This window comes from Candidatus Sysuiplasma jiujiangense, assembly GCA_019721075.1.
GTDB classification, from domain to species: domain Archaea; phylum Thermoplasmatota; class Thermoplasmata; order Sysuiplasmatales; family Sysuiplasmataceae; genus Sysuiplasma; species Sysuiplasma jiujiangense.
The window spans coordinates 171916-194929 of the sequence record JAHEAD010000002.1 but is presented as its reverse complement, the minus strand read 5'-3'; the positions used below and the strand labels follow the sequence as shown (position 1 = coordinate 194929).

Annotated in this window: 18 protein-coding genes; 6 read left to right on the top strand and 12 right to left on the bottom strand. The window is 51.8% G+C overall.

Annotated features, from left to right (window positions below; all coding sequences use genetic code 11):
* Positions 1 to 54 precede the first annotated feature (54 nt).
* On the bottom strand, positions 55 to 1767 hold the full coding sequence (locus KIS29_02630) for an ABC transporter permease subunit (protein ID MBX8639218.1): 1713 nt from the start codon (positions 1765 to 1767) through the stop codon (positions 55 to 57).
* Positions 1768 to 2158: 391 nt separating this feature from the next.
* Between KIS29_02630 and cca the strand changes: the two genes are divergently transcribed.
* On the top strand, positions 2159 to 3517 hold the full coding sequence (gene cca / locus KIS29_02625; GenBank protein MBX8639217.1) for a CCA tRNA nucleotidyltransferase: 1359 nt from the start codon (positions 2159 to 2161) through the stop codon (positions 3515 to 3517).
* On the opposite strand, the gene KIS29_02620 is transcribed toward cca, so the two are convergent.
* From KIS29_02620 to KIS29_02600, 5 genes are all read right to left on the bottom strand, one after another.
* The gene (locus tag KIS29_02620) at positions 3512 to 4189 is read right to left on the bottom strand and encodes a hypothetical protein (protein ID MBX8639216.1); all 678 of its coding nucleotides are present in this window, start codon (positions 4187 to 4189) and stop codon (positions 3512 to 3514) included. The genes cca and KIS29_02620 overlap by 6 nt on opposite strands.
* Positions 4190 to 4630: 441 nt before the next feature.
* Positions 4631 to 5614, bottom strand: a complete 984-nt coding sequence (locus tag KIS29_02615; GenBank protein ID MBX8639215.1) for a sugar kinase — start codon at positions 5612 to 5614, stop codon at positions 4631 to 4633.
* A gap of 139 nt (positions 5615 to 5753) precedes the next feature.
* Positions 5754 to 6341: a molybdopterin-dependent oxidoreductase gene (locus tag KIS29_02610; protein ID MBX8639214.1), complete on the bottom strand. Its 588-nt coding sequence runs from the start codon at positions 6339 to 6341 to the stop codon at positions 5754 to 5756.
* A gap of 83 nt (positions 6342 to 6424) precedes the next feature.
* Positions 6425 to 7123 (bottom strand): KaiC domain-containing protein, encoded by a 699-nt coding sequence (locus tag KIS29_02605; GenBank protein MBX8639213.1) that lies wholly within the window; start codon positions 7121 to 7123, stop codon positions 6425 to 6427.
* The gene (locus tag KIS29_02600) at positions 7123 to 7962 is read right to left on the bottom strand and encodes a recombinase RecA (protein ID MBX8639212.1); all 840 of its coding nucleotides are present in this window, start codon (positions 7960 to 7962) and stop codon (positions 7123 to 7125) included. The genes KIS29_02605 and KIS29_02600 overlap by 1 nt, the downstream gene beginning before the upstream one ends.
* A gap of 263 nt (positions 7963 to 8225) precedes the next feature.
* On the opposite strand from KIS29_02600, the gene KIS29_02595 reads away from it, so the two are divergent.
* Complete coding sequence (locus KIS29_02595; GenBank protein ID MBX8639211.1) at positions 8226 to 12626, top strand: hypothetical protein; 4401 nt, start codon at positions 8226 to 8228, stop codon at positions 12624 to 12626.
* A gap of 55 nt (positions 12627 to 12681) precedes the next feature.
* Here the strand turns inward: KIS29_02595 and KIS29_02590 are convergent, their stop codons facing one another.
* The 6 genes from KIS29_02590 to KIS29_02565 all read right to left on the bottom strand — a co-directional run bounded on the left by KIS29_02590 (position 12682) and on the right by KIS29_02565 (position 19040).
* Positions 12682 to 13239: a YdcF family protein gene (locus KIS29_02590; protein MBX8639210.1), complete on the bottom strand. Its 558-nt coding sequence runs from the start codon at positions 13237 to 13239 to the stop codon at positions 12682 to 12684.
* A gap of 88 nt (positions 13240 to 13327) precedes the next feature.
* Positions 13328 to 13924 carry a cyclodeaminase/cyclohydrolase family protein gene (locus KIS29_02585; protein ID MBX8639209.1) on the bottom strand — a complete coding sequence of 199 codons (597 nt, stop codon included), beginning with the start codon at positions 13922 to 13924 and terminating at the stop codon, positions 13328 to 13330.
* Between the two features lie 2 nt (positions 13925 to 13926).
* Complete coding sequence (gene ftcD, locus KIS29_02580; GenBank protein ID MBX8639208.1) at positions 13927 to 14847, bottom strand: glutamate formimidoyltransferase; 921 nt, start codon at positions 14845 to 14847, stop codon at positions 13927 to 13929.
* A gap of 48 nt (positions 14848 to 14895) precedes the next feature.
* A complete protein-coding gene (locus KIS29_02575; GenBank protein MBX8639207.1) occupies positions 14896 to 16047 on the bottom strand; it encodes a P-loop NTPase in 1152 nt (383 codons plus the stop codon).
* A 310-nt stretch (positions 16048 to 16357) separates the two neighbouring features.
* On the bottom strand, positions 16358 to 16864 hold the full coding sequence (locus tag KIS29_02570; GenBank protein MBX8639206.1) for a hypothetical protein: 507 nt from the start codon (positions 16862 to 16864) through the stop codon (positions 16358 to 16360).
* Positions 16857 to 19040: a DEAD/DEAH box helicase gene (locus tag KIS29_02565; GenBank protein ID MBX8639205.1), complete on the bottom strand. Its 2184-nt coding sequence runs from the start codon at positions 19038 to 19040 to the stop codon at positions 16857 to 16859. The genes KIS29_02570 and KIS29_02565 overlap by 8 nt, the downstream gene beginning before the upstream one ends.
* Before the next feature lie 275 nt (positions 19041 to 19315).
* Between KIS29_02565 and lonB the strand changes: the two genes are divergently transcribed.
* The 4 genes from lonB to KIS29_02545 are packed head-to-tail and all read left to right on the top strand — an operon-like array spanning position 19316 to position 23002.
* Complete coding sequence (gene lonB, locus KIS29_02560; protein ID MBX8639204.1) at positions 19316 to 21295, top strand: ATP-dependent protease LonB; 1980 nt, start codon at positions 19316 to 19318, stop codon at positions 21293 to 21295.
* Positions 21296 to 21307: 12 nt separating this feature from the next.
* Positions 21308 to 21838 carry a nicotinamide-nucleotide adenylyltransferase gene (locus tag KIS29_02555; protein MBX8639203.1) on the top strand — a complete coding sequence of 177 codons (531 nt, stop codon included), beginning with the start codon at positions 21308 to 21310 and terminating at the stop codon, positions 21836 to 21838.
* The gene (locus KIS29_02550) at positions 21822 to 22331 is read left to right on the top strand and encodes a CinA family protein (protein ID MBX8639202.1); all 510 of its coding nucleotides are present in this window, start codon (positions 21822 to 21824) and stop codon (positions 22329 to 22331) included. The genes KIS29_02555 and KIS29_02550 overlap by 17 nt, the downstream gene beginning before the upstream one ends.
* A 32-nt stretch (positions 22332 to 22363) precedes the next feature.
* Entirely contained in the window at positions 22364 to 23002 is a 639-nt protein-coding gene (locus KIS29_02545) for an alpha/beta hydrolase (GenBank protein ID MBX8639201.1), read from the top strand.
* Positions 23003 to 23014 lie beyond the last annotated feature (12 nt).

Genomic DNA, 23014 nt, shown 5'->3' with positions numbered 1-23014 from the left:
GTCCCTGATATAAAACAGACACTATCGAACAGTCCCGCACCGAAGCAGGAAAGGTCAGCTGATTCCCTCCATTTTGTACTTCTTTTCAGCGAGTCTCTGCATCCTTCTCCAGAAAAGCCTGTTTATTGCGATAACAACGCAAATCATTACTATCAGGGAGAAGACAAGAAGGCCGGTGTTTTCAGGAACAGTATAGGTCGCCTTGTCTATGAGATATCCTATTCCCAGCACATAGTAGGGGCTGGCGCCGGGCGTGATCGATGGCACGTATTCCGAAACAATCAGAGCATTCCATCCGCCCCCAAAAGCTGTAATGCTTCCCGTGACAAGCGAAGGAAAAATCGCCGGAAGCATGATTCTCCTGACGTACAGCCTGCCTCTGACACCGTAGTTCCTTGCGGCCTCTATTATCTCGGAAGGTATGCTCTTCAGGCCTGCAGAAACGTTGAAAAAAATGTACCATACCATGCCGGTGACAAGGAGGAGGATGGACGGTATATTGAGTCCGTGCGTAATGTCGATCAGAAGGAAAACAATGATCGGAAAAATCGCCGTTGCAGGTACAGACGCGACTATTTCGGCAGCCATCATCAGGTGTTTTCCCCTTCCCTTTCCGGTTGCTGCAACAGCCAGCGGTATGGCAATCGCAAGTGAAATGAAATATGCGGCCACCAGCCTCAGCAGTGAAAGCCCGAGCGCCTCCGGCATTATTGCCGCATACTCCTTTCCCGGTCCGGTGATCAGCGCATAGACGGTCTCAAGCGCCCCGAACGCGGCGAATATAAAAAGCGCGAAAAACACCGCCACGGCGGACAGCATTGCAAATTTCCAGTATTTAGCCGTTCTTCCAAAGAAGTGCGCAACCCTGTGTCCGGCATTATTGAACGCATCTGCGGCCCTTCCCACTGTTTTTGAGATCAGCCTGCTCGAACCGGGGACAAGGGGAAACCATGCGTAGTACTGCCTCATAGGGAATCTGGTGTACACTGTTCCCTCCCCGTCAGTCACCGTGTATTCGTACTTGTATTTCTCAGACCATGCGCTGAGCGGTCTCCATATGAGCAAATCCATCGCGACGATTATTATGACGAGGACTGCAAATGTTGCCGCCATCAGACCGACCTCCCCCTTCAGCGCGGACAGATAGAGAATGGAGCCCAGACCGGGCAGGACAGCTCCCCCGCCCGAAGCGGATATCGAGGTCGTTATGTACTCGGCCGGTATCAGGAAATACCAGCCACCTGCCCAGGATACCATGCTGTTGTAAACAAGCTTCGGAATCATCGACGGGAAGAACAGGGCACCAAATCTTCTCCATCCTGTCAGACCGTAGATTTTAGCTGCGTCGTTGAGTTCCCTCGGGATGCTTATCAGTGAATCGTACATGCCGAATGTGATGTTCCATACCATGCTTGTGAAAATGAGAAATATGGAGGCGAACTCCCATCCAATCTCGTTGCCGCTGACGATCTCAACAAAGAAGTAAAGCGCAACAGGAAAAAATCCGAGTATGGGCACGGACTGCAGGACGTCGAGGATCGGGTGCATGATCCTCTCGGCCCGCCTGCTCGCGTACATTGCGTATGCATATACAAGCGAGAATAGGATTGAGATTATGTACGCCGCGGTCATCCTGATAAGGCTGCGGAAAGCATCATAGGGGATGGCGTAGAATGATATGGCTTCCCCTCCGCTGCTCAACAGGGCTGAAGCGGCAAGCACCGCGACCGCGGCTGTCAGAATAACAAGCCTGGCTGCCGTTTTCATCCTGTCACCTTCTTCGGGCAACACCCACGACCTAATTGTAATTTTGCGCATTTTACTGCTTTTCCGGCAATCGCGCAATGCTCATTCCACGACTGTGCCGTTCCCCCTGCAGAGAAGCTGACATTGTCTTCTATTTTTAGTAATAGTTTTGCGTAATTTATGATGAACGGAATTCAGTGCATTGTCAACTCTTTAACAGAATAGGAATTTTCATATATGATGATATGATAAATTATGATCCGTGCCAGTTCCCGGAGACTGATGGCTCAACTTTCCTCCTAAGCAAATGTTTTATCCCCACCACATTGGTTTCTGGGGCTGGTACTACGCATGCTGCGCTTCCGCCTGTCTGGTGGAAGGATTATTGAACCAGCCACCTATTCCCTTCCATATGCATCCAGATCTGGAGGAGAACGTACTTTCAAGAATAAAGCCGGACGCAGCGGAGATCCGGCGCATCAGCGAAGCAGTCCGGAACGTAATTGCCAAGGCCGCCGACTATGCCTCAAGTAACTTCCCTCCTGGAATCAGGGTGGAACCGACGCTTGTCGGTTCTGTTTCAAAGAATACCTTCCTCAGGAATCCGGATGTGGACGTATTTGTGAAATTTCCCGATAATGTTACAAGAAAGGAACTGGAAAAATACGGCATAGCCATGGGGATGGCAATACTGGATGAGCCGTTTCTGAAATACGCAGAGCATCCATATGTCAGGGGCAAAAGCAACAACGTTGCCATCGACCTTGTCCCATGCTATTCAATCCGCGACAGCTCAGCCAGGATGTCAGCCGTCGACAGGACCCCCTTCCATACGGAGTTCATCAACAGGACCATGTCCGAAAGCCAGAGGGACCATGTGAGGCTGCTGAAACAGTTCTTCAAGGGAACCGGGGTTTACGGTGCGGAAGCAAAAACACATGGTTTTTCCGGATATCTCTGCGAACTTCTGGTGCTGGCGTATCGCGATTTCCGTTCGGTCGTCGAGGCTGCCTCTGCCTGGGATTACGGGACTGTCATAATCCCTCCTGGAGCATCACTGGGCGACAGACTCAGGGATGCCGATTCATGTCTCATCGTTCCGGATCCGGTGGACCGGGAGAGGAACGTTGCGGCCGCGCTGGAAAAAGATTCATTTGCCCTTTCAGTGCTTGCATCGAGAAGTTACCTGAATAAACCGGGCCTGAATTTCTTTTTCCCGCCTCAGGAGCATCTTGCACCCCTTTCGAAGATCAGGGATGAACTGGAACGCTCAGGACATGGTATACTGATGATCAAACTGCCCAGGCCGGATATCATGGAAGACAATCTGTATCCGCAGCTTAACAAGGCAGTTAAAAATGTCTCCGTGCTTCTCAACAGCCATGGGTTCGATGTCAACAGAACGCTCGGCTATGCCGGCGCCGATATCAAGCTGCTGTTCGAAACGGTTCACAGGCAACACCCCTCAAAATGGGTCAGAGCCGGTCCGTTCGGCTGGTCTCCCAATGCGCAAAATTTCATTGCGAAACACAAATCCGGAGGAGGGGACATATTCGTCGCCGAGGGACGCCTTCATTCCGAGACGGGGAAGGAATTCAGAACGCCTGAAATGCTGCTGAGACAGAAGGCAAAATCAGTCGGTTTCGGGGCTGATCTTGACAAACTCATCCAGCGGATGGAGATCTACGCAGGCGATGATGTGATCAGTCCGGAAAACAGGGAGGCGCTTTCGAGGCTGCTGTTTCACTCGTTTCCGTGGGAGCGGTCATGAGATTGTTATCGGATAACTCTGGCTTTCGGTGTATGTTCCATTGGGCAGTTCCGCCTTTATTATGAAACTGTAGCTTCCTGAACCGAAGTGCTCTATGTACTGATATTCAGAATGTGCCGATTCGCTCATAGCGTACTTCCGTGTGCCGTTGCCGGAGGTCAGATAAATCCAGACCGAAACCTGCCCCTGGTGAAGCACCCGCGCGGAAATGTTGATTGTTCCCGCGGGTATCACGCCTGAACTGTTGAGCGGGTAGCTGATCCACCCTGCAGAAGTCTGTTCAGACAGAGACACGTTTTTTATCGCAGGCGGGCTCATCACATAGAATGGCGGATTGACAAGCAGGATCCAGATGGCAAGCGCTGTGACGATGATGGTACCTCCCTTGTAAATGAAGTCGGTTCTCTTGAATTTATCCACCTCGACCTTCATGAGCGGATAGAGAAACCTGAAAACAACGACAAGAACGACAATTATCAGTATGAAACCGAGCAGCGCACTGTTCAGGAAGATGCTTGAAGCGGCCGCTGCAATGCCGGCCACGAGTCCGAACATCGTGGTGATGATGAGCAGTTTGCTGTCCCTGAGATCCTTTTCAATATATTCCCTTTCGTCAAATTCAGGAGGAACAAATTTGAACTCCTCCTCTTCCAGTTTTTTTTTCTTCGCCACGTTTCTCCATTAAATTGGGTATGATTAAAACATTTCCATTGAATGATCTAATCAGCTTCAGAAATGCAGTCCTTGTCCAGCAAACCGCAGTCCACCATCACTTCGGCAGGATTTGCGTTTCCTGTGTCTGCCCTGCGCCATGCAGGCATTCTGAAGCAGCGCATCAGCGGCATGCCAGCCTTGGCAGTGACAACCGTTTCTGCTCCGCTTTGCTGCAGCCGAGTGGGCGCTTTCGGCGACCTCCCCCCTGTGCCGTTTAAATACCGAGAGCAGGTAGAATGCCATGTTATGACCGATAAGATTTCCTTCGAACAGGCTGAAGAAGCCGAAGAGGGCGATGATTGCAGCTGGATATCTGTCTACAGGCTTTACGGCTGCGAACCGCTCTTTGTCTGAATATTAACCCATCCCATGCGGCCTGGTCTCCTCCGGGCCGCATTTTTACTTCGTTCTACTGCTGCGGGCATTTGCGCTTGCCTGCAGGCTGCCTTTCAGTATCCTTGAAACTGCAGCATACCGCGGAAGTCCCCTTGTTCCTCCTTTCCTGGTGCATTTCAATGCCGAATTTACAGCGCCCATTTTCATAGCTTCCCCGAAACTCCTGCCCATTATTATCGCAGCAAGGAAGCCGGCGTCAAATGCGTCACCCGCACCTGTTGTGTCCACGGGCTTCACCCTGTAAATTTTCTGGCGGACTCTCTTTCCGCTGAACCATCCGTATGAACCGTTTTTCCCTGCCTTGTAGACTATATTTTCCACTCCGAGATCTCTGTAATGCTCCAGCGCCTCATCGGCTCCGGCCTTTCCAAACAGCATTTCATGATCCTCGGAGCTGACAAATATGATATCCACGTACTCCTTTATTTGCGACAGACCATTTCTGGCTTCTTTGCTGCTCCACAGTTTCTGTCTGAAATTCAGATCATACGAAACGAGACATCCGGATCTGCCGGCAATTGCCACTGCCTTCAGCGTCTCCTCGTAAGACTGCCTGCTTATCGCCTGCGTGATGCCGCTGAAATGGAAGACCGATGAACTGCGTATGACCTCCTCCTGTTCAGGCAACAGCCTGATTTTTGATGCCGCACTTCCACGCCTGAAATAAGTGAACTCGTGCTCCCCCTCCTTTCCGACGTCAATGAAATATATGCCCGTAAAGCCGCCCGTTTCCACTGTAATGCCCCCGCAGAAGATCCCCTCTCCTGTGGCATTGGCCAGGAGCGCCTTTCCGAAGTGGTCATCTCCGACAGCGGATATCACTGCCGGCTTAAGGCCGAGTCTTGCAATGGAGGTGGTCAGATTGATGGAATCTCCGCTGAAACTCAGAGCGTATCTGCTGCCGCCGTAGAACGAGAATTCAGCCATTGGCTCGCCCATGGCCGCAACTGAATACTCCCTGTCCTCATTAAATGTCAGAGAATTCATGAGGCTTGTATTGCAGACCGGATAAAAAGATATAGTTTCGTTCCTGTATTCGCAGCCGCCTGCATCATGCAGCCTGAACCGTTCCGTCTGGATGTTGCCTGCCTGATTCAACACGGAGGAAAGGAGGAACAGAGTAAAATCAGGCTACCTTCTTGTGGATAAATCTGGCTGCAGGATCCTTGTAACGTTCCTCAAGCATGAAATCTCCTCTCTCATGGTATCCCCGCTCCTCCCAGTAACCGTCCCTGTAATCCTTCAGCAGTTCAATTGCATGGACCCATTTTGCGCTTTTCCATCCGTACAGCGACGGCACCACCAGCCTTACCGGCGCACCCTGTTTGGGCGAAATGTCCTCTCCGTTCAGTCCGATGGCAAGCAATGCGTCACGCATGTTTTCGACAGGTATGACAGTCGTATAGCCGTCAAGGCAGTAGGCATACGCGAAGTTTGCCTCCGAGCGGATACCTGCCCTGGAACTGAGTTCAGAAAAAGGAACGCCCTTCCATTCACAGTCCTTTATGCTCCATTTTGTAACGCAATGGAAGTCCCTGGTGATTTTTGTGTCCGAGACGGCTCTAATCTCGTCGAGGCCCATGGCAATGGGCCTGTCAACGCTTCCGAACAGTTCAAACCTGTAGTTCTGCAGATCGACCTGCGGAACGCCGTTTATCGTGTAGATTACAAATTTCCTTCCCCAGAACTGTCCGGGCGGGATTTTATTCTCCATCACGGGGAACTAATTATTTCACCGATATAGAGTTGACTGGTCACCGCGCTTTTCAGTGAAATGTCCGGTTGGAAACGCTTACTTCAGAATATCTCCGATCCGGAATGAACAACTATCCCTTCTCTCGTAATGCTGTAAGGCTTTATCCTCCTCGAATGGGCCACACCCCTCATTTTTACGACCCTGAGCGTAAGCTGTTGCTCAGAAGCGTCCTTCGACTCCGTGCTCTGGAGAAGTATTACGCCGTCCGCCGTATATTCCACCATTCCGTCTCTGGAGGAAGAGGGGTGGTTTTCATTTACTTCCGAAGTCAGAAGAGCGCCTGCACCGGACTGCCTTATCAGGTCGCACAGGTTGAAAAGGCCTGTTCTCTTCTCCGATTCGCTCTCGTAAAGCATGGTCAGCAGCGAGATCGAGTCTATTACGACCCTGCTTGCGCCGAATTCACGGATGAACCGGGGAAATTCGCTCTTCACTCGTTCAAGCGTTGTTTTGGCATCTGACGGCTCAAGCTTGATTATCGAGAGCATTCCGTTACCGGTGTAATCGCCGAGTCTCCATCCATAGGTCAGAGCGTTCTTTACAATTGATTTCTCGTCCTCCTCAAGAGAAATGTAAATGCATTTTTCGCCCGAACTCAGTCCCTTCAGAAGATACTGGATGCTCATTGTCGTCTTGCCCGTGCCGAATGACCCCAGTATGACAACAATGGCACCTCCAGGTATGCCCCCTCCCAGCATGTCATCCAGTCCCTCTATCCCTGTGGGCTGTACGGAGGCCATCATATCCTCTCCGTATCTATTACCACGAGGCCGCTCTGGGATGTCAGAGTTGTTGCAAATCTGGCCACTCTCTGCTCGTCGAGATGCGGCATCAGGCTCACAAACTTCGATATGTAGATGTATCGCTGCCTCTTGCTGCTGCTGGTATTCTTGCTCCATTCGAAGACAAACACGCCGTCAACGCTGTCTATTATCATCTGCTCCTTCCTCTTCTCAAGTATGCCCTCAGTCAGCAGGAGGTAGATGACGCCTTTCCATTTTTTTGACATGCGCTGTATCCCGCGGAGCATCGCGACAATATCCATCAGTTCTATGCTTTCGCTCAGGAGAAGATCTGTCAGTGAATCAATGATTATGAAGCTGCCCTGCGCCTGCCTGTCAAGAAAATCGACAATCGAGTTTATGAGCGAGGAAGAGCCTTTTCTCAGCAGGCCTCCCTGCCTGTCCACCCACGATGCAGGCACCACTGACTTCTCAAAATAATACTCAGAGAAGTCAGTGAATTTCACGTTCTTTTCAAATGCCCCGTGGAACTCCTCGTTGAATGAAAACAATATTTCCTGAAGTATTTCCTCCCTGGGTTTGAAGAAAGTGACGTAATGAATGTTTTCCGGCAGCCTGCCAGCGGCAGCTCTGTCACCCATAAGATAGCTCATCGATGCAGGTCTCTCCATTGCCAGCGAAATTTTGGCGGCGGATGTGTATGCAAATTCAACGAAACCGCTTCCTACGTCTCCAAGCAGAAGAACAACGGAACCGGCAGGAAGTCCGCCGTCTATTATGGAGTCAAAATCAGACACGCCCGTAGGCATCCTCAATCCAAGTGCATCCAATCCCATAGGCTCCGGTATCACGCTTCGGTTGAATAATCTTTTCCACATGTCAGCAGCCTCTGCGGCGACGGAACATGTCTCGCTCCAGGAAGCCTGGAAGCCATACGGGATCACGCAGTTTCGGCAGTCAGCCCAGCACCTGCGTCCCGAAAGGCAGTGCTGGCTGAAAATCAGGCGGCGTAACTACGTCATTATATTTATACGGAATGAACGGAAATCCGAGCTGTTGTGCTGACTCATTATGATATATATACGCCGGTGAAGCCCAGTTGACAGGAAACTATTTCGGCAACATGAAACTCGGCAAGCAGCTTGCCGACAAGGCGAAGGAAATAGCCCAGGAGAAGGAGGACGCCGAGGCCAAGATGAGGGAGCTGTCCTCACTTGCGCTGCTCTGCGAAAAAATCGGATTTTCCTCAAAGGACTTCCAGGAGAATTCAAAGAAGGCTGAAGTCAGTTTCAACGCAAGGGAGTACAGGGAATGCATCTCTGCCGCCTCCGTTGCGATAGACGGCCTCAACGAGGAACTTCAGAAGATATTCAGTTCAAGGATAGATTCAACTGCAAGAATCCTTGAATTCCTCCGCTCGAAGGGGGTAAACATCGGCATGGTCGGCGAGAACATTGAGCAGGTGCGCATGCTCCTTGCAAGAAAGGAGTACGAGAGTGCGGACGCAGCAATTACAGAGGTATGGTCGAGGGAGGAAAAGAATTTATCCGAACTGTATTCCAATGAATTTTCTAAAGTCCAGAGAACGATAGTGGAGGCAAAGTCGCACGGCCTTGCAATTGAAGGTGTCGATAGCCTGCTTTCCAGCGCCAGGAATGAAATGAGTTCCGGGAATTATGAAAATGCGTTCCGGCTGCTCGAGGAGGCAGGCGTTTCGATAGTCTCGCAGTTCAGGAAGAACGCAGATGCGCAGATCAAGGATATATCCGCCAGAATTGAGATATCGCGTCTGTTCGGTCTTGGCACATCATCGATGAAAGACCGTCTTGCATCAATCCAGGCACTCCCCCCGGAACAGAAATTTGGTGAGTTAGAGTCTCTACTTCTGTCCCTGCGGAGGGATGTGGACCAGAGGCTGAGGAAGGCTTTCGAGGCAAACATAAAAACCATCCGGAGCGAGCTTTCAAACAGCACGCTCAACGAGGCTGTTGCATCGTCGTCGTCTCTGAAGATCAAGGAAATCGAGCGACTCCTTTCAGAAGGCAATTTTGAAAAAGCCTATTCCTCGCTGAAGTCGTTCGAAGCAGAATTCGAGAAGGCGAAATATGACTACATTGCCAGGGTCTTATTCAACAGCAGGAAGTATATTGCAGAGGCGATGAAAAGAGGAGCCGATCTCACCGGCATAAACCAGAGGCTGAATGAGGTGAGGGAGCTCGTAAAGAAAAGAAGATTTGAGGAAGCGGTCAGGATGGCCGAACTTGCAAATGAGGAGTCCAAAGAGCTTTCGGAGCGCATGAACCGCGCCGATGAGCTTCTCTCAAAAATGGAAAATGAATATTCTGTTCTCATATCCCTTATAAGCAATTCGGTGGACATAGGCATCAAGTATGCCGACGCAAAGCGCAAGTTTGAGGAAAAGAAGTTTGAAGAATTTATCGAAGCGTCCACATCCCTCCTCAAGAGCATGCACCAGATGCTGGAGACATTTTCCACGAGCCAGATTGACGCACTCGACAGGAAGATTTCAGCACTCGAATATCTCGGCGCAGAAACGCTCGAACTGAACGAGCAGCTGGAAAACGCTGTTTCATTTGTCAGGAATTCAGAGTACAGCAAATGCATTGAGATTACCAACAGGATGGACACCGAGATTGAGGCAAGGCTGCTGCAGATGAACAACAGCTGGCTGGAAAGAGCAAAAAAGTGCACCGAGCAGGCGACCGGCAACATGAAGGAGAGACTCGGAAAACTGGTGGAGGAGGCCAAACAACTCCAGGCGGATCACAGCTACTACAGATCTGCCTGCACTGCGAAGGATATTGTGGACTGGTCAGGCAATGGTGATGTATTCAGGGTGCAGTCGCTTATACAGAGATCGAGGCGCCTGCTCTCCATCTTCCCGAATCTTGCAGTCAAATCGGCGACCACAATGCTGGAATCTGCGGAAAGACAGTTGGCGATTGATCTGGAGGGTGCCCTGAAAACTGCAGGCGAGGCGCACGACATAATTTACGGCCTTATCGCCGATTACTTTTCCAAAGTCATGTCGGATCTGATGGCAATGGTTTCGACTGCAAGGAGAAAGAAGATCGAAATAGGATACGGCTACAACCTGATAGGAAGGGCAAGAGCCGCGCTCAAATTCGAGGACTTCGAGACGGCCAACAGGATGGTTTCCCTTGCGAACGATGAGATACAGGGAAAACTTCGCCATGTTGATGAGATTGCCGAAAAGCTGGAGAAGGCCGAAAGGCAGTATCAGGAGTCGAAGAAGCTCAATTTATCAATCGAAGGGCTGGAAGATCGGCTTAACTCGGCAAGAAGCGCTCTTAAGCATTTCGATTATCTCTCAGCAAGCGCTGCAATATCGGAAGCTCTCGAGATGGAGGACAGGGGAATGTCATCCGTTCTCGCACCGAAGGAAATAATCAGACTCAAAGGGTTGATTCAGCTTGCGGGCTCCCTTTCCCTGGATGTGCAGGAATTCGAAGACACGAGGGTGAGCATCAGCAATCTCATGCGCGAAAGAAACTATTACGACGCACTTCTGGCCAGCAGAAAGGCAACCGCCGATATTGAATCGGTGATTCAGAATGCCATAGAAAGTGCTGTCAAATCGGTCTCGGCGGAGAGCGCAAGGGCCGAAATGGAGGGCGTAGACGTAAAGCTCGTGGAATCGAGACTCGACAGGGCAAGAGAACTTCTGGCCAGGGGGCAGTATGAACAGGCGTTCAGCAGTATCTCTCTTGCAGACAAGGAACTAAATTTCTCGCGTAATGCGGTGACCGAGACTGCAAACGCCATCAGTAAGGCGGAGAATTTTGTCGAGAAGCTCGACGAACTCGGAATAATAGACGGCAGTGCAATCGGAATGCTCAGGCAGTCCAAGACACTGCTGAGCAATGAACAGCATCTGCTCTCGCTGCAGACAGCCCAGAAATGCACCGAGATATGCATCATGTCGCTGAAAACCTCCGGTACCGGACTCCTGAAACGCTATTCCGCTTCCGTCACGTCGCTGATTTCTGAGGACAGGCTGACCGAGATAAGGAAGAAAATAGACGTAATTGCAGATGCAATCCAGCAGGGAAGCGAAAACGCAATCGATGGCCTTCTTGAAATCAAGGACCTGAACGACAGGCTGAAACTCCAGAAGGAAATGGCAGAACGCACCCTTGATATTTCAAATGAAAAAATAGAATCGGCGGCGAAACAAGGCGTAGAGATAAAGAGCCTGAAGGAGGAGACAGAATCCATAAGATCCCTTCTTTCGGCAAAGAAATACCGTGAAGTCATAGAGAAGGGGATCAGGATTGAGCAGATACTGGACGATATGCTGTCTGAAGTCAGGCTGCTCAGGGAAAGGGTTGACGAAACCGAGAAGAGGCTTCAGAGCTACAACGAGGCAGGCGTCTCAGAAAAGGGCTGGTTTGACGACCTGCAGAGAGCCAGGGAATTCCTGAGGGAAGGCAGAACATCAGACGCTTTCTCGCTGCTTTCCTCAATTGACGCAGCATCTTCGGAAAAGCTGCAGGCTGAAAGCGTATCAGCCCTCAACGGGCTTGAGAAGGCCACTGCCGCAGCTGAGGAGCTCGGAATCGAATTCAGGCCGGGTATGGTGGAGCAGGCCAGGAAGAATATGATGGAAGGTCACATGCTTGATGCCCTCTCGATAAGCGGTCCGGCGCTGAAGGATATCTCATTTGTCATGATAGAGACCCTTCAGGGGGCGCTGTCGAGGGCTGTGGACGGCATTGGCTATCCGGACGATCTCAGACTTGAGGCAGATCGGAAAATAGAAGAGCTAGTCTCAGAGCAGAGGTATGAAGAGGCAATATCATATCTCCGGAAGACCAGGGAGAATGCGGCCCGCAAGGCCGAGATTTTTAAGGCTCTGGCTCCATTGAAGGACGAAATCGCGCGCATTTCCAGGGAGCTGCGCAATGCAGGTGTGAATCTCAGAAATATTGATGGCAGGCTGAATGCAATTTATGCCGACCTGCCGGACAGTTCGGCAGCACAGGCAACACTGATACTTGAGGAGCTGAAAAGAACAAGGCAGTCGCTGATTCCGCGTCTCAAGATCCGGGCTGCGAATGAGGCGGGCGGTGCTTCGGTCAGGATTGTTAATGCAGGGAAGGCAGTTGCGCTCCAGGTCACCTCGACCGTCAGCGGCAGCACATTCAGGATGAACGAGACCATTGGAAATCTCAAACCCGGACAGGAAAGGAGAATAGGTATTTCGTCAGGGGCAACGGGCGAAGTAAATGTCGAGGTCAGGTCGAAAAACCTCCTGGACGAAGGCGAAAGTGTCACCGTCAAGCTGTTCAGAATGGATAAAGGGAGCATTCAGGCTGTACGTATCTGCCAGTACTGCAGGGGCAGGATACGGGAGGGGATGGAAGTTTACGAGTGCAGGTGCGGCAGGGAGTACCACGATGTCTGTTCGACAAGGACGGACAGATGCGAATGCGGACTGGCTATAGCGCACAAGTGAACAGACAATGTTTCGGCACCGTGCCTTCGCCTCCAGGTGCACTGCAGTTTATTCCCTATGCGCGGGCCTTCAGGCTGCCCGGCATATAGTATGGATGCATCCTGCGCATTCTTCCCCATACTGCATCAAGGTCGCCGCTTTTCACGCCGGCAAAGAGATGCTTTGCCATCTCAAGGGGCGCTTTCTCCTCCTTCGGAACGGTTCCGGGAACAGCGCCGAATGTGGAGCTTCCCACCCTCCTCCCGAGGATGAACGAGAATAGATACTTCGAGCGGGGAACGTGGAACGGGCTAGTCACGACGACAATCCTGCCGTACTCAAGTCTTTTCAGTATCCTGGCGCTGAAATACGCATTCCCGATGGTGTCAAGGCTCCTGTTCTCAAGTATGGATGGTATGGCTATATCCCTGTAGTTCAGTTCATAATCCCTGTGCATGATGGAAGCTTCGCTTTCTGTCCCGGATGTTTTTCCGCCTGAAAAGAGAAGCATGCTCTCCCCCCTTTTCGACGCACGCATGGCAGTCTCCACACCATGTTTCACCCTTCTGGTAAGCTCCGGGGTGGGCCTGTTCCCATCCGGTCTGCATCCCAGGACAACAACAACTGTCAGCATGGCACTGTTTCGATTGCCGATAGCATATATTATTCTATTTGCAGCGTGAAACCGGATGCTCCACAGAACAGGAAGGTGCAGAAACAGCCTACCGCACGTACTGAGGCGGCGATCGGAGCAGTTCCGCCACCTTCCTGTTCATTTCATCGACAAAGGCCGTGTCCTTGATCGATTCAAGATTGATCTCCAGGTTCTCGTAGGCCCCTTTCAGTGCCGCTTCGGCAAATATGCAGCCGACCATCGCATCGGATCTGCTGTTCCTGTTGCCCTTTTCGGCCATGTAGTTGGCCATCTTCTGGAGTTCTGAACAGAGCTGCATTATCTCAAGCGGTACTTCTGTGGCATGCTTGAGGGCGCTCTGGATCCGCTCATACCTCTTCAGCTTTCTCAGCTCCGTGTCCTTCGGCAGCCCTACCGCCTTCATTACGGCATCAAAACTTTTTGCATCACGGTCTGCAAGCTTCAGGAGCAGGCCGCAGAGCTTCTGGCTCCTGCGCCTGATTTCGGAGACATTATCCTGTATGGCCTCGTACTTCTCCTTTCCCAGTGTCAGATTGCAGTCCATGACAATCAGCGCCGCAGCTGCCGATGCGACTATCGCGGATGCGGAACCGCCTCCTGGTGTCGGCGAGGGTGATGAGAGTTCCTTTACGAATTCCGCTATCTTCTTTTCAGAGTATGACAATGCTATTCACCTTTTTCAAGTATCAGGTCAAGCAGCCTTGACTCGATTATCTGGCTTCTATTGAAGTCCATCAGCTTAAGTTTTTGCACTGCAACACCCGCAATCTCTGCGATCGGCAGCAGACCGACAATTTCGCTCCCTGCGACCTCCACCCCTTCCAGCACCGCCTCCTCGCTGACCTTCTCATATGCAGCGAGCGTGGATGTCTTTGTCAGGTCCGTGAGATTCATCGAGACCTGCGCCATATTCCTCTCGGATATGAAGAAGCCGAGAGCCTTCACGCCGGGAAGGCCGCCGTTCCTTTCCCTTACTTTGCCGGCTATCCTCTTCGCAACAGCAACGTCCGGTGTCTTGAGATAGACGTTGTATGCAACAAGAACCGGCCTGGCACCGACTACTGTGGCACCTGCCGTAGGGTGTAGCTCCGGGCCGCCGAAATCCGGTCTTCTGGACTCGTCAGTGAGAACTGCCTCCTTCAGGCCCTCGTATTCCCCCTTTCTTATGTCTGAAAGGTTCTTCCTGTTTGGCCTCCGGGCGGCACTTTCATACAGGTATGTGGGTATGCCGAGTTCTTCTGCTATTCTCATGGCCACCTTCTCCGAAAGTTCGATGCATTCTCCTATGCTGGAGTCCGAGACCGGTATGAATGGTATGACATCAGTGGCGCCGATTCTCGGATGCTCTCCCCTGTGCATGTTCATATCAATAAGTTCGGAGGCCTTCTTGCATGCCCTGAACGCAGCCTCCGCAACGCTGTCCGGCGGTCCAACAAATGTCAGGACACTCCTGTTGTGTGAGGCATCCATTTCCGAACCCATGAACATGATATTCGGTACTGTCCTGATTGCCTGTTCGATCAGTGAGACAACATCCTTCCTTCTCCCTTCGCTGAAATTGGGGACGCATTCGATAAGTTTCGTCATCTGTTCCGTTCTCCGGTAAGTGAATGTAATTCTGCTTCCATCCTGCTTTCAGGCAGCCCTGTCGGCAGCAGCTGTCTCCTTCCGCCATGCGATCGGCTCAGTGGAAACGGATGATATGTTCAGTATCTCCCTTCTGAGGTTTTCAACAAGCTTCCTGACATCCTCGGACTCGAATTTACCGAGTTGCCCTCTGTCGGCCAGAACCGCTACCTTGGGGTCAAACGGCATCCTGCCGAGCACTTTCAGCCCGGACAGCAGTTCTGAATCCCTGCCGTCGTCCCTCGGATACATTTCTATCGTCTCGCCGCAGTGGGGGCATTTCATAAAGCTCATGTTTTCCACCAGGCCCAGCACCGGTATCTTGGTGACCCTTGCCATATCCAGTGCCTTTTCAACAATCATGTGCGCTAGTGACTGGGGTGTGCTCACGACCACTATGCCGTCAAGCGGTATGGACTGAAATACAGTGAGCTGCGCATCGCTTGTCCCCGGCGGGAGATCCAGGAGAAGAAAGTGCAGGTTTCCCCAGTCAGTTTGCGAATAGAGCTGGTTAATTGCACGGGTGACAAGAGGTCCGCGCCATACTACCGCCTGTGTCTGCCTTTCGAGAACCAGGTTCATCGAGATGAGTTTTATGCCTTCCGCTGTTTCAGATGGAATCAGCATCTTTTCCGTTGCCCTTGCCCTTCCGCCGACACCCATTATTTTCGCCATGCTCGGTCCCGTTATGTCGGCATCCAGTATCCCCACCGAAAAACCTTCTCTCCAAAGCTCGGCTGCAATGAGCCCGGTAGTCAGTGATTTGCCCACTCCTCCCTTTCCGGATACTACTGCAATCACGTGCTGTATGCCCATTTTACCGTATCTGAATATTCCGGGAGCAACTTCGGTGGCGCCCTCGGGTTTGCTCTGCTTCCTTATTCTCCTCAAATCCTCGGAAAGCCTGAATTGCTCCTCCCGTGTCATTACGCCCAGCTTGATGTCCACACCATCGATGCCGGGCTGTTGCATAATTATTGATCTGACGTCTGATTCAATTGTCTTCTGCAGGGGGCAACCCTGGACAGTAAGCGCTATTTCTATCGTTACCCTTGTCCCCTGGAAGTGTATGCCTCTCACCATGTTCAGGTCCACGATGCTGATTCCTATCTCAGGATCCTTCACTGGCCTCAATGCTTCCATTATCTGTTTTTCATCCAAGCGGACTGACTCCTGTTTTTGTTAGACCGGACCTGTCGGGTAGTCTTAAGAATGCAATATTATTAATGCATTATTGTTGCCTGATGCCCCTTGACTTGAAAATCTGCAGCCTGCGCCAGTTCAGTCTGCAGAGTTCGTGGATCCGGGGGATGAGTCCAGTGGGATGGGTGACCCATGATATCGATGATACTTGTGATCATGCGCTTAATGTGCGCTCCATGCCACCCCGCTGCCGCATTACTTCCTGTCCAATGATCGGCTAGTGTGCCTGCCCGGCCTCTGAAGATGAAACACCGGTTGACAGGCATATTCAGTTCGAAAGGTCAAGCAAGGCTATTTTCTCGAGTATGGCATCCGTCAGCTGAGCGCCATCGGCCTCGCTTATACCGAATTCCTGCGCATTTTTCTTTTTAATGTCGTTCACATCCATAAGTGTGTCATCCCTGAAAAGATGCAGCTTCTCAAGTATTCTTACGAGTCTTTCATCATCCACGGCAGGCGTAATCATGATTGCTATCCTCTCACCGTCCGCCACTTTCATCCGCCGAATTGATTTCGAAATCTGTCTTTCACATGCAACGCAGGAAAGGAATTCTGTTCCGAAATCATCGGACAAGCCCCTGCCCCTCGAAAAACGCCTTGAAGCATGCAGATATGCGCTCATGAGATGGTCGACACCGAAGACCTTGTCTGCGTTGACGGGCTGCGCCATGAAGCCATTCCTCCTGAACTCTTCAATTATTGTCCGGGGATCCGTCTCCCTGCCCCGCAGGCATCCTATGAACGTTGCATCCATTGCAGCCGCAGCCTCATTCATTGAAAAACCAGTCCTGCGGGATCTCCTCTTTTTGCGGTATTTTCAGCACCTTTCTGGATCTCCTTGCGTTCTCAATTATCTTCCTTGCAATATTTCTTCCGAAACCCGGCAAAGCTGCGACCGCTTCCTCGTCCGCCGCAGCCACATCCTTCCTGCTCCTGAAATTGTGCCTGTACAGCGTGAGCGCCCTGTTTCTTCCCACCATTCTGATTGTCGCCAGATCAAGAAGGCGTTCGCTCAGACCCTTCTCCATCCTCAGGGCAAGGAGCTCCAGCTGCTGCGCGCTGCCCGAAGCCATTACGGACGAAAGCTCGGCTGCGCTGGAAACAAGCCAGGAAGCTGTTTCCGCCTTGTTCCTCAAGTCGCCGGGATAAATCCCGTACCTTCCAAGTATCTGATCTTCAGTTTCCTCGCTCATCCAGTCCTTCAGCAGAAGCGCAGTCTTGAGCTGCGACAGGTATAATCCGGTATCTTCCGCCTCTTCTATCTGCTGCAGCAGTTCGCCCTTTCTGTTTTCGGCGATATCGTTCAGATCATCCACTTCGGAATTCCTGCAGTAGAGGGGTATGATGTCCGGCGTCGAACAGATGGAATGCAGAAAACCGAGTTCCTTCCCCGGTTTGAACCGCAGTATGGCATCCCTCATTATTACCGCCGAAAGTGGATCGATATAGAGATCCGAGACCCTTTTTCCAAAGGTGGTTGCCCTGATCCTCTCGCCCTCCACCGCAATCATGCCGTTTTCCCAAAGATAGGATATTATTGAGTTCAGCGATTCGTCCAGGCTGCTCAGATCATTCTTAAACGAAAAGAAACTGAATGAAAAGAACTCCCTGAGTTCGTCGATTGAACCTGCCACCCTGGTGGCGAAAGCGCTCAGGACATGTGTTCTGAGCGACCTCTCATTTCCAATCTGTGAATTGACGCTTTCTGATTCACCGAGAAGATATTCATCAAGTATGAGGGATGCCTGTTCTGCGCTCTTTGCTATGATCACAGCTTCGCCGTAGTCGTCATACGACGGTCTTCCGGCCCTTCCGAGCATCTGTTTAATTTCCGCCACGGGAATCAGCGTGTTGCCTGTGTGTGCATCGTACCTGTAAATGTCCCTTATTATTACGGTCCTTGCGGGCAGGTTTATCCCTGCCGCGAGGGTCGGCGTGGCCACGAGGCACTTGATCTTTCCCTGCTTGAAGAGACGTTCTACAAGTGTCCTCTGTCTTCCTGTTAGACCGGCATGATGGAACGCTATGCCGTTCCTGATGGAATCAATGAGAATCTTCGACAGATGTGTATTGGACTCGTCCCCGTCATCGTCTTCCATGAGTTCAATTTCATCGTTCACCTGCTCCATCAGTTTCCTCATTCGCGACCCGTATCGCGAAGCAACGGTCTCCGTGCTCTTCCTCGTGTTAACGAAGACTAGAACCTGACCGCTGTCTTTTACGGCATCCTCAATAAGAGGCCACAGGTCATCGGGGTTGTTGTCTATCATCCTGCGTTCGTTGTTCGTGAAGAACAGCTCGCCTTCACAGTATGTACCTATTTTGAGGTCCACCGGCCTCCAATCGCTGTGGACGTGTTCCGCCTCAAGCCAGTCAGCTATTTCTGTCGAATTCTTTATCGTGGCACTCAGTCCTATGATCTGTATGTTGGGAACAAGTTTTCTGAGCCTTGCGATGACCATTTCAAGCGTTGGGCCCCTGTCAGCGTCGTTTATCATGTGAATTTCATCGACGACCAGGACGGACAGCTCTCTTATCCAGGGAGCGCTGTGTCTCAACAGCGAATCCGCCTTTTCGCTCGTCGCCACTATGATGCTGTTGTTCCCAAGACGTTCTCCTTTCGAGTCAAGGTCGCCCGTGCTGACCGCTACGCTTGCGCCCATTCTGCCGAATTTGCTGAGATCCTCATACTTTTCATTTGCCAGCGCCTTGAGAGGCACGATATACATGCCTTTCTGGCCTGACAGAGCCGCCCTCAGGAGCGCAATATAACCGATAAGCGACTTACCGCTAGCAGTGGGGACAGCCGCCACAACATTCCTGCCGTTAAGCACGTGAGGCAGGGCCACTTCCTGTGTCGGATAAAGATTCGTTATGCCTGTCTCCGCGAGTATCCGAGCAATTTCACTGCTGATGCCCAGTTCTTCCGGCCTCATTCTTTTCTGCTCCACAGTCTTCCGGTATCGGCTGCAGCCATTAAATCCATTGCAATTTGGGCAACGCGTACTGCTCCGCCGCCGGTGCTGAACCTGATTAGCATGGTTCCTTGATAATTAAGGGTACGCTGTTAAAAGTACGCAGCGTTCCGGCGTGTGTGTGACGGTCGCCGATACGGCCGGATCGCGCGAACCGTGTCAAAAACCTTATTTAGCAAGGAAGACTACAAATCAATAAGAGCTGAATCTAATTGGCTGAAGGCGAGGTGCAGGAGAAGGATGAGAGCGCAATTCAGGATGCTGACACCTGGATTGTCACACAGAATTTTTCTCATACCGGTGAGATAAGCATTCCTCCGCGGCAGTCCGATCAGGTCATTGGGCAGGACGAAGCTGTCAGGGTCGTCAGGAAAGCTGCTGAGCAGAAAAGGCACGTAATGCTGATCGGCGAGCCTGGTACAGGCAAATCAATGCTTGCAAGCTCCATGGTGGAGTTTCTTCCTAAAGGGGAACTGCAGGACGTAATAGCATACCATAACCCGGAAGATCCCAACGAGCCGAAAATACGCATTGTGCCTGCCGGAAAGGGCAAGGAGATAGTCAATGCTCAGCGCGCCGAAATGATGCAGAGGCGCCAGCAGAAGGCATCTGTTTACTGGATGCTCGTCCTGATGATAATAATAGCCTCAATAGCAATCTTCATATACAGCAAGCCGTCCGATCCGTCTATTCTGCTGTTCGGCATAATAGCCGCCATATTCATCTGGTTTTTCATGCGGTACACAGGGCAGAGGCAGGAGAGCATCATGGTTCCGAAGCTGCTCATATCGCATACTCCGGACGAAATGCCTCCGTTTGTTGATGCGACGGGTGCGCATGCGGGTGCGCTGCTCGGCGACGTCAAGCACGATCCCTTCCAGAGCGGCGGGCTGGAAACACCTGCTCATGAACGGCTGGAAGTGGGCGCCATACACAAGGCAAGCAAAGGCGTTCTTTTCATAGATGAAATCAACCTGCTGAGGATTGAGTCGCAGCAGAGTCTCCTGACAGCAATGCAGGAGGGAAAATTCTCGATACTCGGTCAGAGCGAAAGAAGTTCCGGAGCGATGGTGAAAAGCGAGCCTGTTCCATGTGATTTTATACTCGTTGCCGCCGGAAATCTCGATGCGCTGCAGGGCATGCACCCGGCGCTCCGTTCGAGAATAAGGGGATACGGATACGAAGTTTACATGAACACAACCATGCCTGACAGCGCGCTGAACAGGCAGAAGCTCATCCGGTTTGTTGCACAGGAGGTCGTCAAGGACAAGAAGATACCCCATTTCGACAAATTCGCGGTTGCGGAAATAATAAAGGAGGGGCAGCGGCGCGCAGGAAGAAAGGGCCGCCTTACTTTGAGGCTGAGGGAACTCGGTGGCCTTGTCAGAGTTTCGGGTGACATCGCAAGGGAGGAGGGTTCGGACCTCGTCCACAGGGAGCATGTCCTGAAAGCAAAGAAGATTGCCAGATCGCTTGAGCAGCAGGTTGCAGACAGGTATATTCAGCGCAGAAAGGAATACAACACAATCATTACGACTGGCGGCCTCATCGGCACCGTCAACGGCCTTGCTGCACTTGGAGCCGATTCGGGTATGTCCGAGTTTTCAGGGATTGTCCTGCCGATTGTTGCGGAAGTGACACCCGCCCATACCAGATCTGGAGGGAGGGTTATTGCCACAGGCAAGCTGGGAGATATAGCGAAGGAGGCGGTGGACAACGTCTCCGCCATAATCAAGAAGTATTCTGGCGAGGACATAAGCAATCATGACATACATATACAGTTCATCGGCACTTATGAGGGGGTGGAAGGTGACAGCGCATCGGTTTCAATCGCAACTGCTGTCATATCTGCATTTGAGAAGGTTCCTGTCAACCAGTCCATTGCGATGACGGGGAGCCTGAGCGTGAGGGGCCACGTCCTGCCCGTAGGCGGCGTTACGGCCAAGGCAGAAGCGGCCGCCGAAACGGGCCTGGCGGAGGTAATAATACCTGCTGACAACCTGGGAGATGTCCTTCTCGAACCCAGATATGAGGGAAAGATCAGGATATTTACTGTCAGAACGCTGCTGGACGTGCTGAAGGAGGCGCTTGTAGCGGGACCTGAAAAGGACAAGCTTATATCGAAAATCAGCGCCATATTTGTTCCCGACGCTACGGAAGGCGAGCAGCCCGTGGAATCGGTTCCTGTGCAGCCCGCAAAGATTAAAGGAGGAAGACCTCTTCCGCGGTAGACAAGTGCATCAATGAACGGTCTAGTGATAGGAAGATATCAGCCATTCCATCTCGGTCACCTTAAGGCTATTGAGGAGATACTGCAGAGCTGTGATGAAGTAATTGTCGGAATCGGGAGTGCGCAGTATTCGCATATGAGGGACAATCCGTTCACTGCAGGCGAGCGTTACCAGATGATATTCAGATCCCTGACGGAGAAGAAACTCCAGCAGCGCACGCATATAATACCCATCATTGACATAAACAGATATTCGCTCTGGGTCTCACATGTAAAGTCGCTTGTGCCCGAATTCAGCACTATATTCACAAACAATCCGCTTACCGAAAGGCTGTTCAGCGAGGCAGGATACGAAGTAAGACAGACAAAAATCTTCAGTAGAAACCTGTATTCCGGTACGCACATCAGGGAAATGATGATTAACGGCGGCAGGTGGAAAGAGCTCGTGCCGGCAAGCGCTGCGGATGTTATAGAATCTTTTCATGGGGTGGAACGTGTCAGGGAATTATTCAGACTTTCAGAGTCGAATGAAAAATCTGGTTGAACAGCTGTCGTCGCACCTTGCATCGGGCCGTAAGACAATTTCGCTTGCAGAATCCGTAACCGGCGGAATGGTGAGCGCCGCACTGACCTCAAGGCCGGGCGTCTCCTCTTTTTTCAGGGGAGCGGTAGTCGCATACAGCAGCAGCGCTAAACAGGAAATTCTCGGAGTGCCAGGAAAGACAATCGCGGCATTTGGGCCGGTTAGCGGTGAAGTCGCGGAAGAAATGGCTTCCGGCGTGTCGAAGATCATGAAGACGGACATGGCTGTTGCAACAACCGGCCTCGCCGGCCCGGGAGGCGATGGCACAGGGAATCCTGTCGGTCTCTGCTACATAGCTGTATTCGTGGACGGGAAAACCAGCATCAGGAGGAGCGTTTACTCCGGCGGGCGGGATGCCGTCCGGCAGAGTTGTGCTGCAGACGCACTCCTGTTCTGCAATGAGATGCTTGCTGACATCCTCAGGGGGAAGCGGAAACCAGGCGGCAATCCGTAAGAGATAAGCGCCTGGTATGCATATTATCGGATGTGTCATCTGAAAGCGGTCTTTCGGCGGACAACAGTTACTTCGAATCAAGGGATTTCGGCAGAGTCGGCTACCTTGACGAAGGCGAATCGGACAGCGTACTCCTTCTTCTCCATGGCTGGAATTCACATTCCGGAACCTGGAAGAAGGTTGTTCCCCGGCTGAAAAGGAAGTTCAGGGTGGTTGCCCCGTCGCTGCCTCCGCACTTCGGTGAATTCATGGACATGCCGGTACGTGGATATGCGTCGGCGGCCGACGAACTGCTCCGTCATCTCGGAATCGGGAAGGCGGCACTTCTCGGTAACTCGATGGGAGGATGGATTGCACTGCACTTTCTCTGCTCGTTCCCGCGGAGGGTCACAGCGCTGGTTCTTGAGGATACGGCAGGTATCGGATTCGACCTCGATTCCGACGGGATGCGCTCAGATCCTCTTGTCAGCTGTGTTGTCAGGAGCGGAGTAAGGACGCTTATAGTGTGGGGTGCCGGCGACAGCATTATACCGTCTGCAGTGGGAAGAGCTCTTCATGATGCGATCAGGAACAGCATCTATCTGGAATTCTCCGATTCGGGGCATGTGCCGCACTGGCAGCAGCCGGCGGAGTTTGTTTCAGCAGTGGAGAAATTTATGCTGGAGAGATAGATGCAGCGGGCG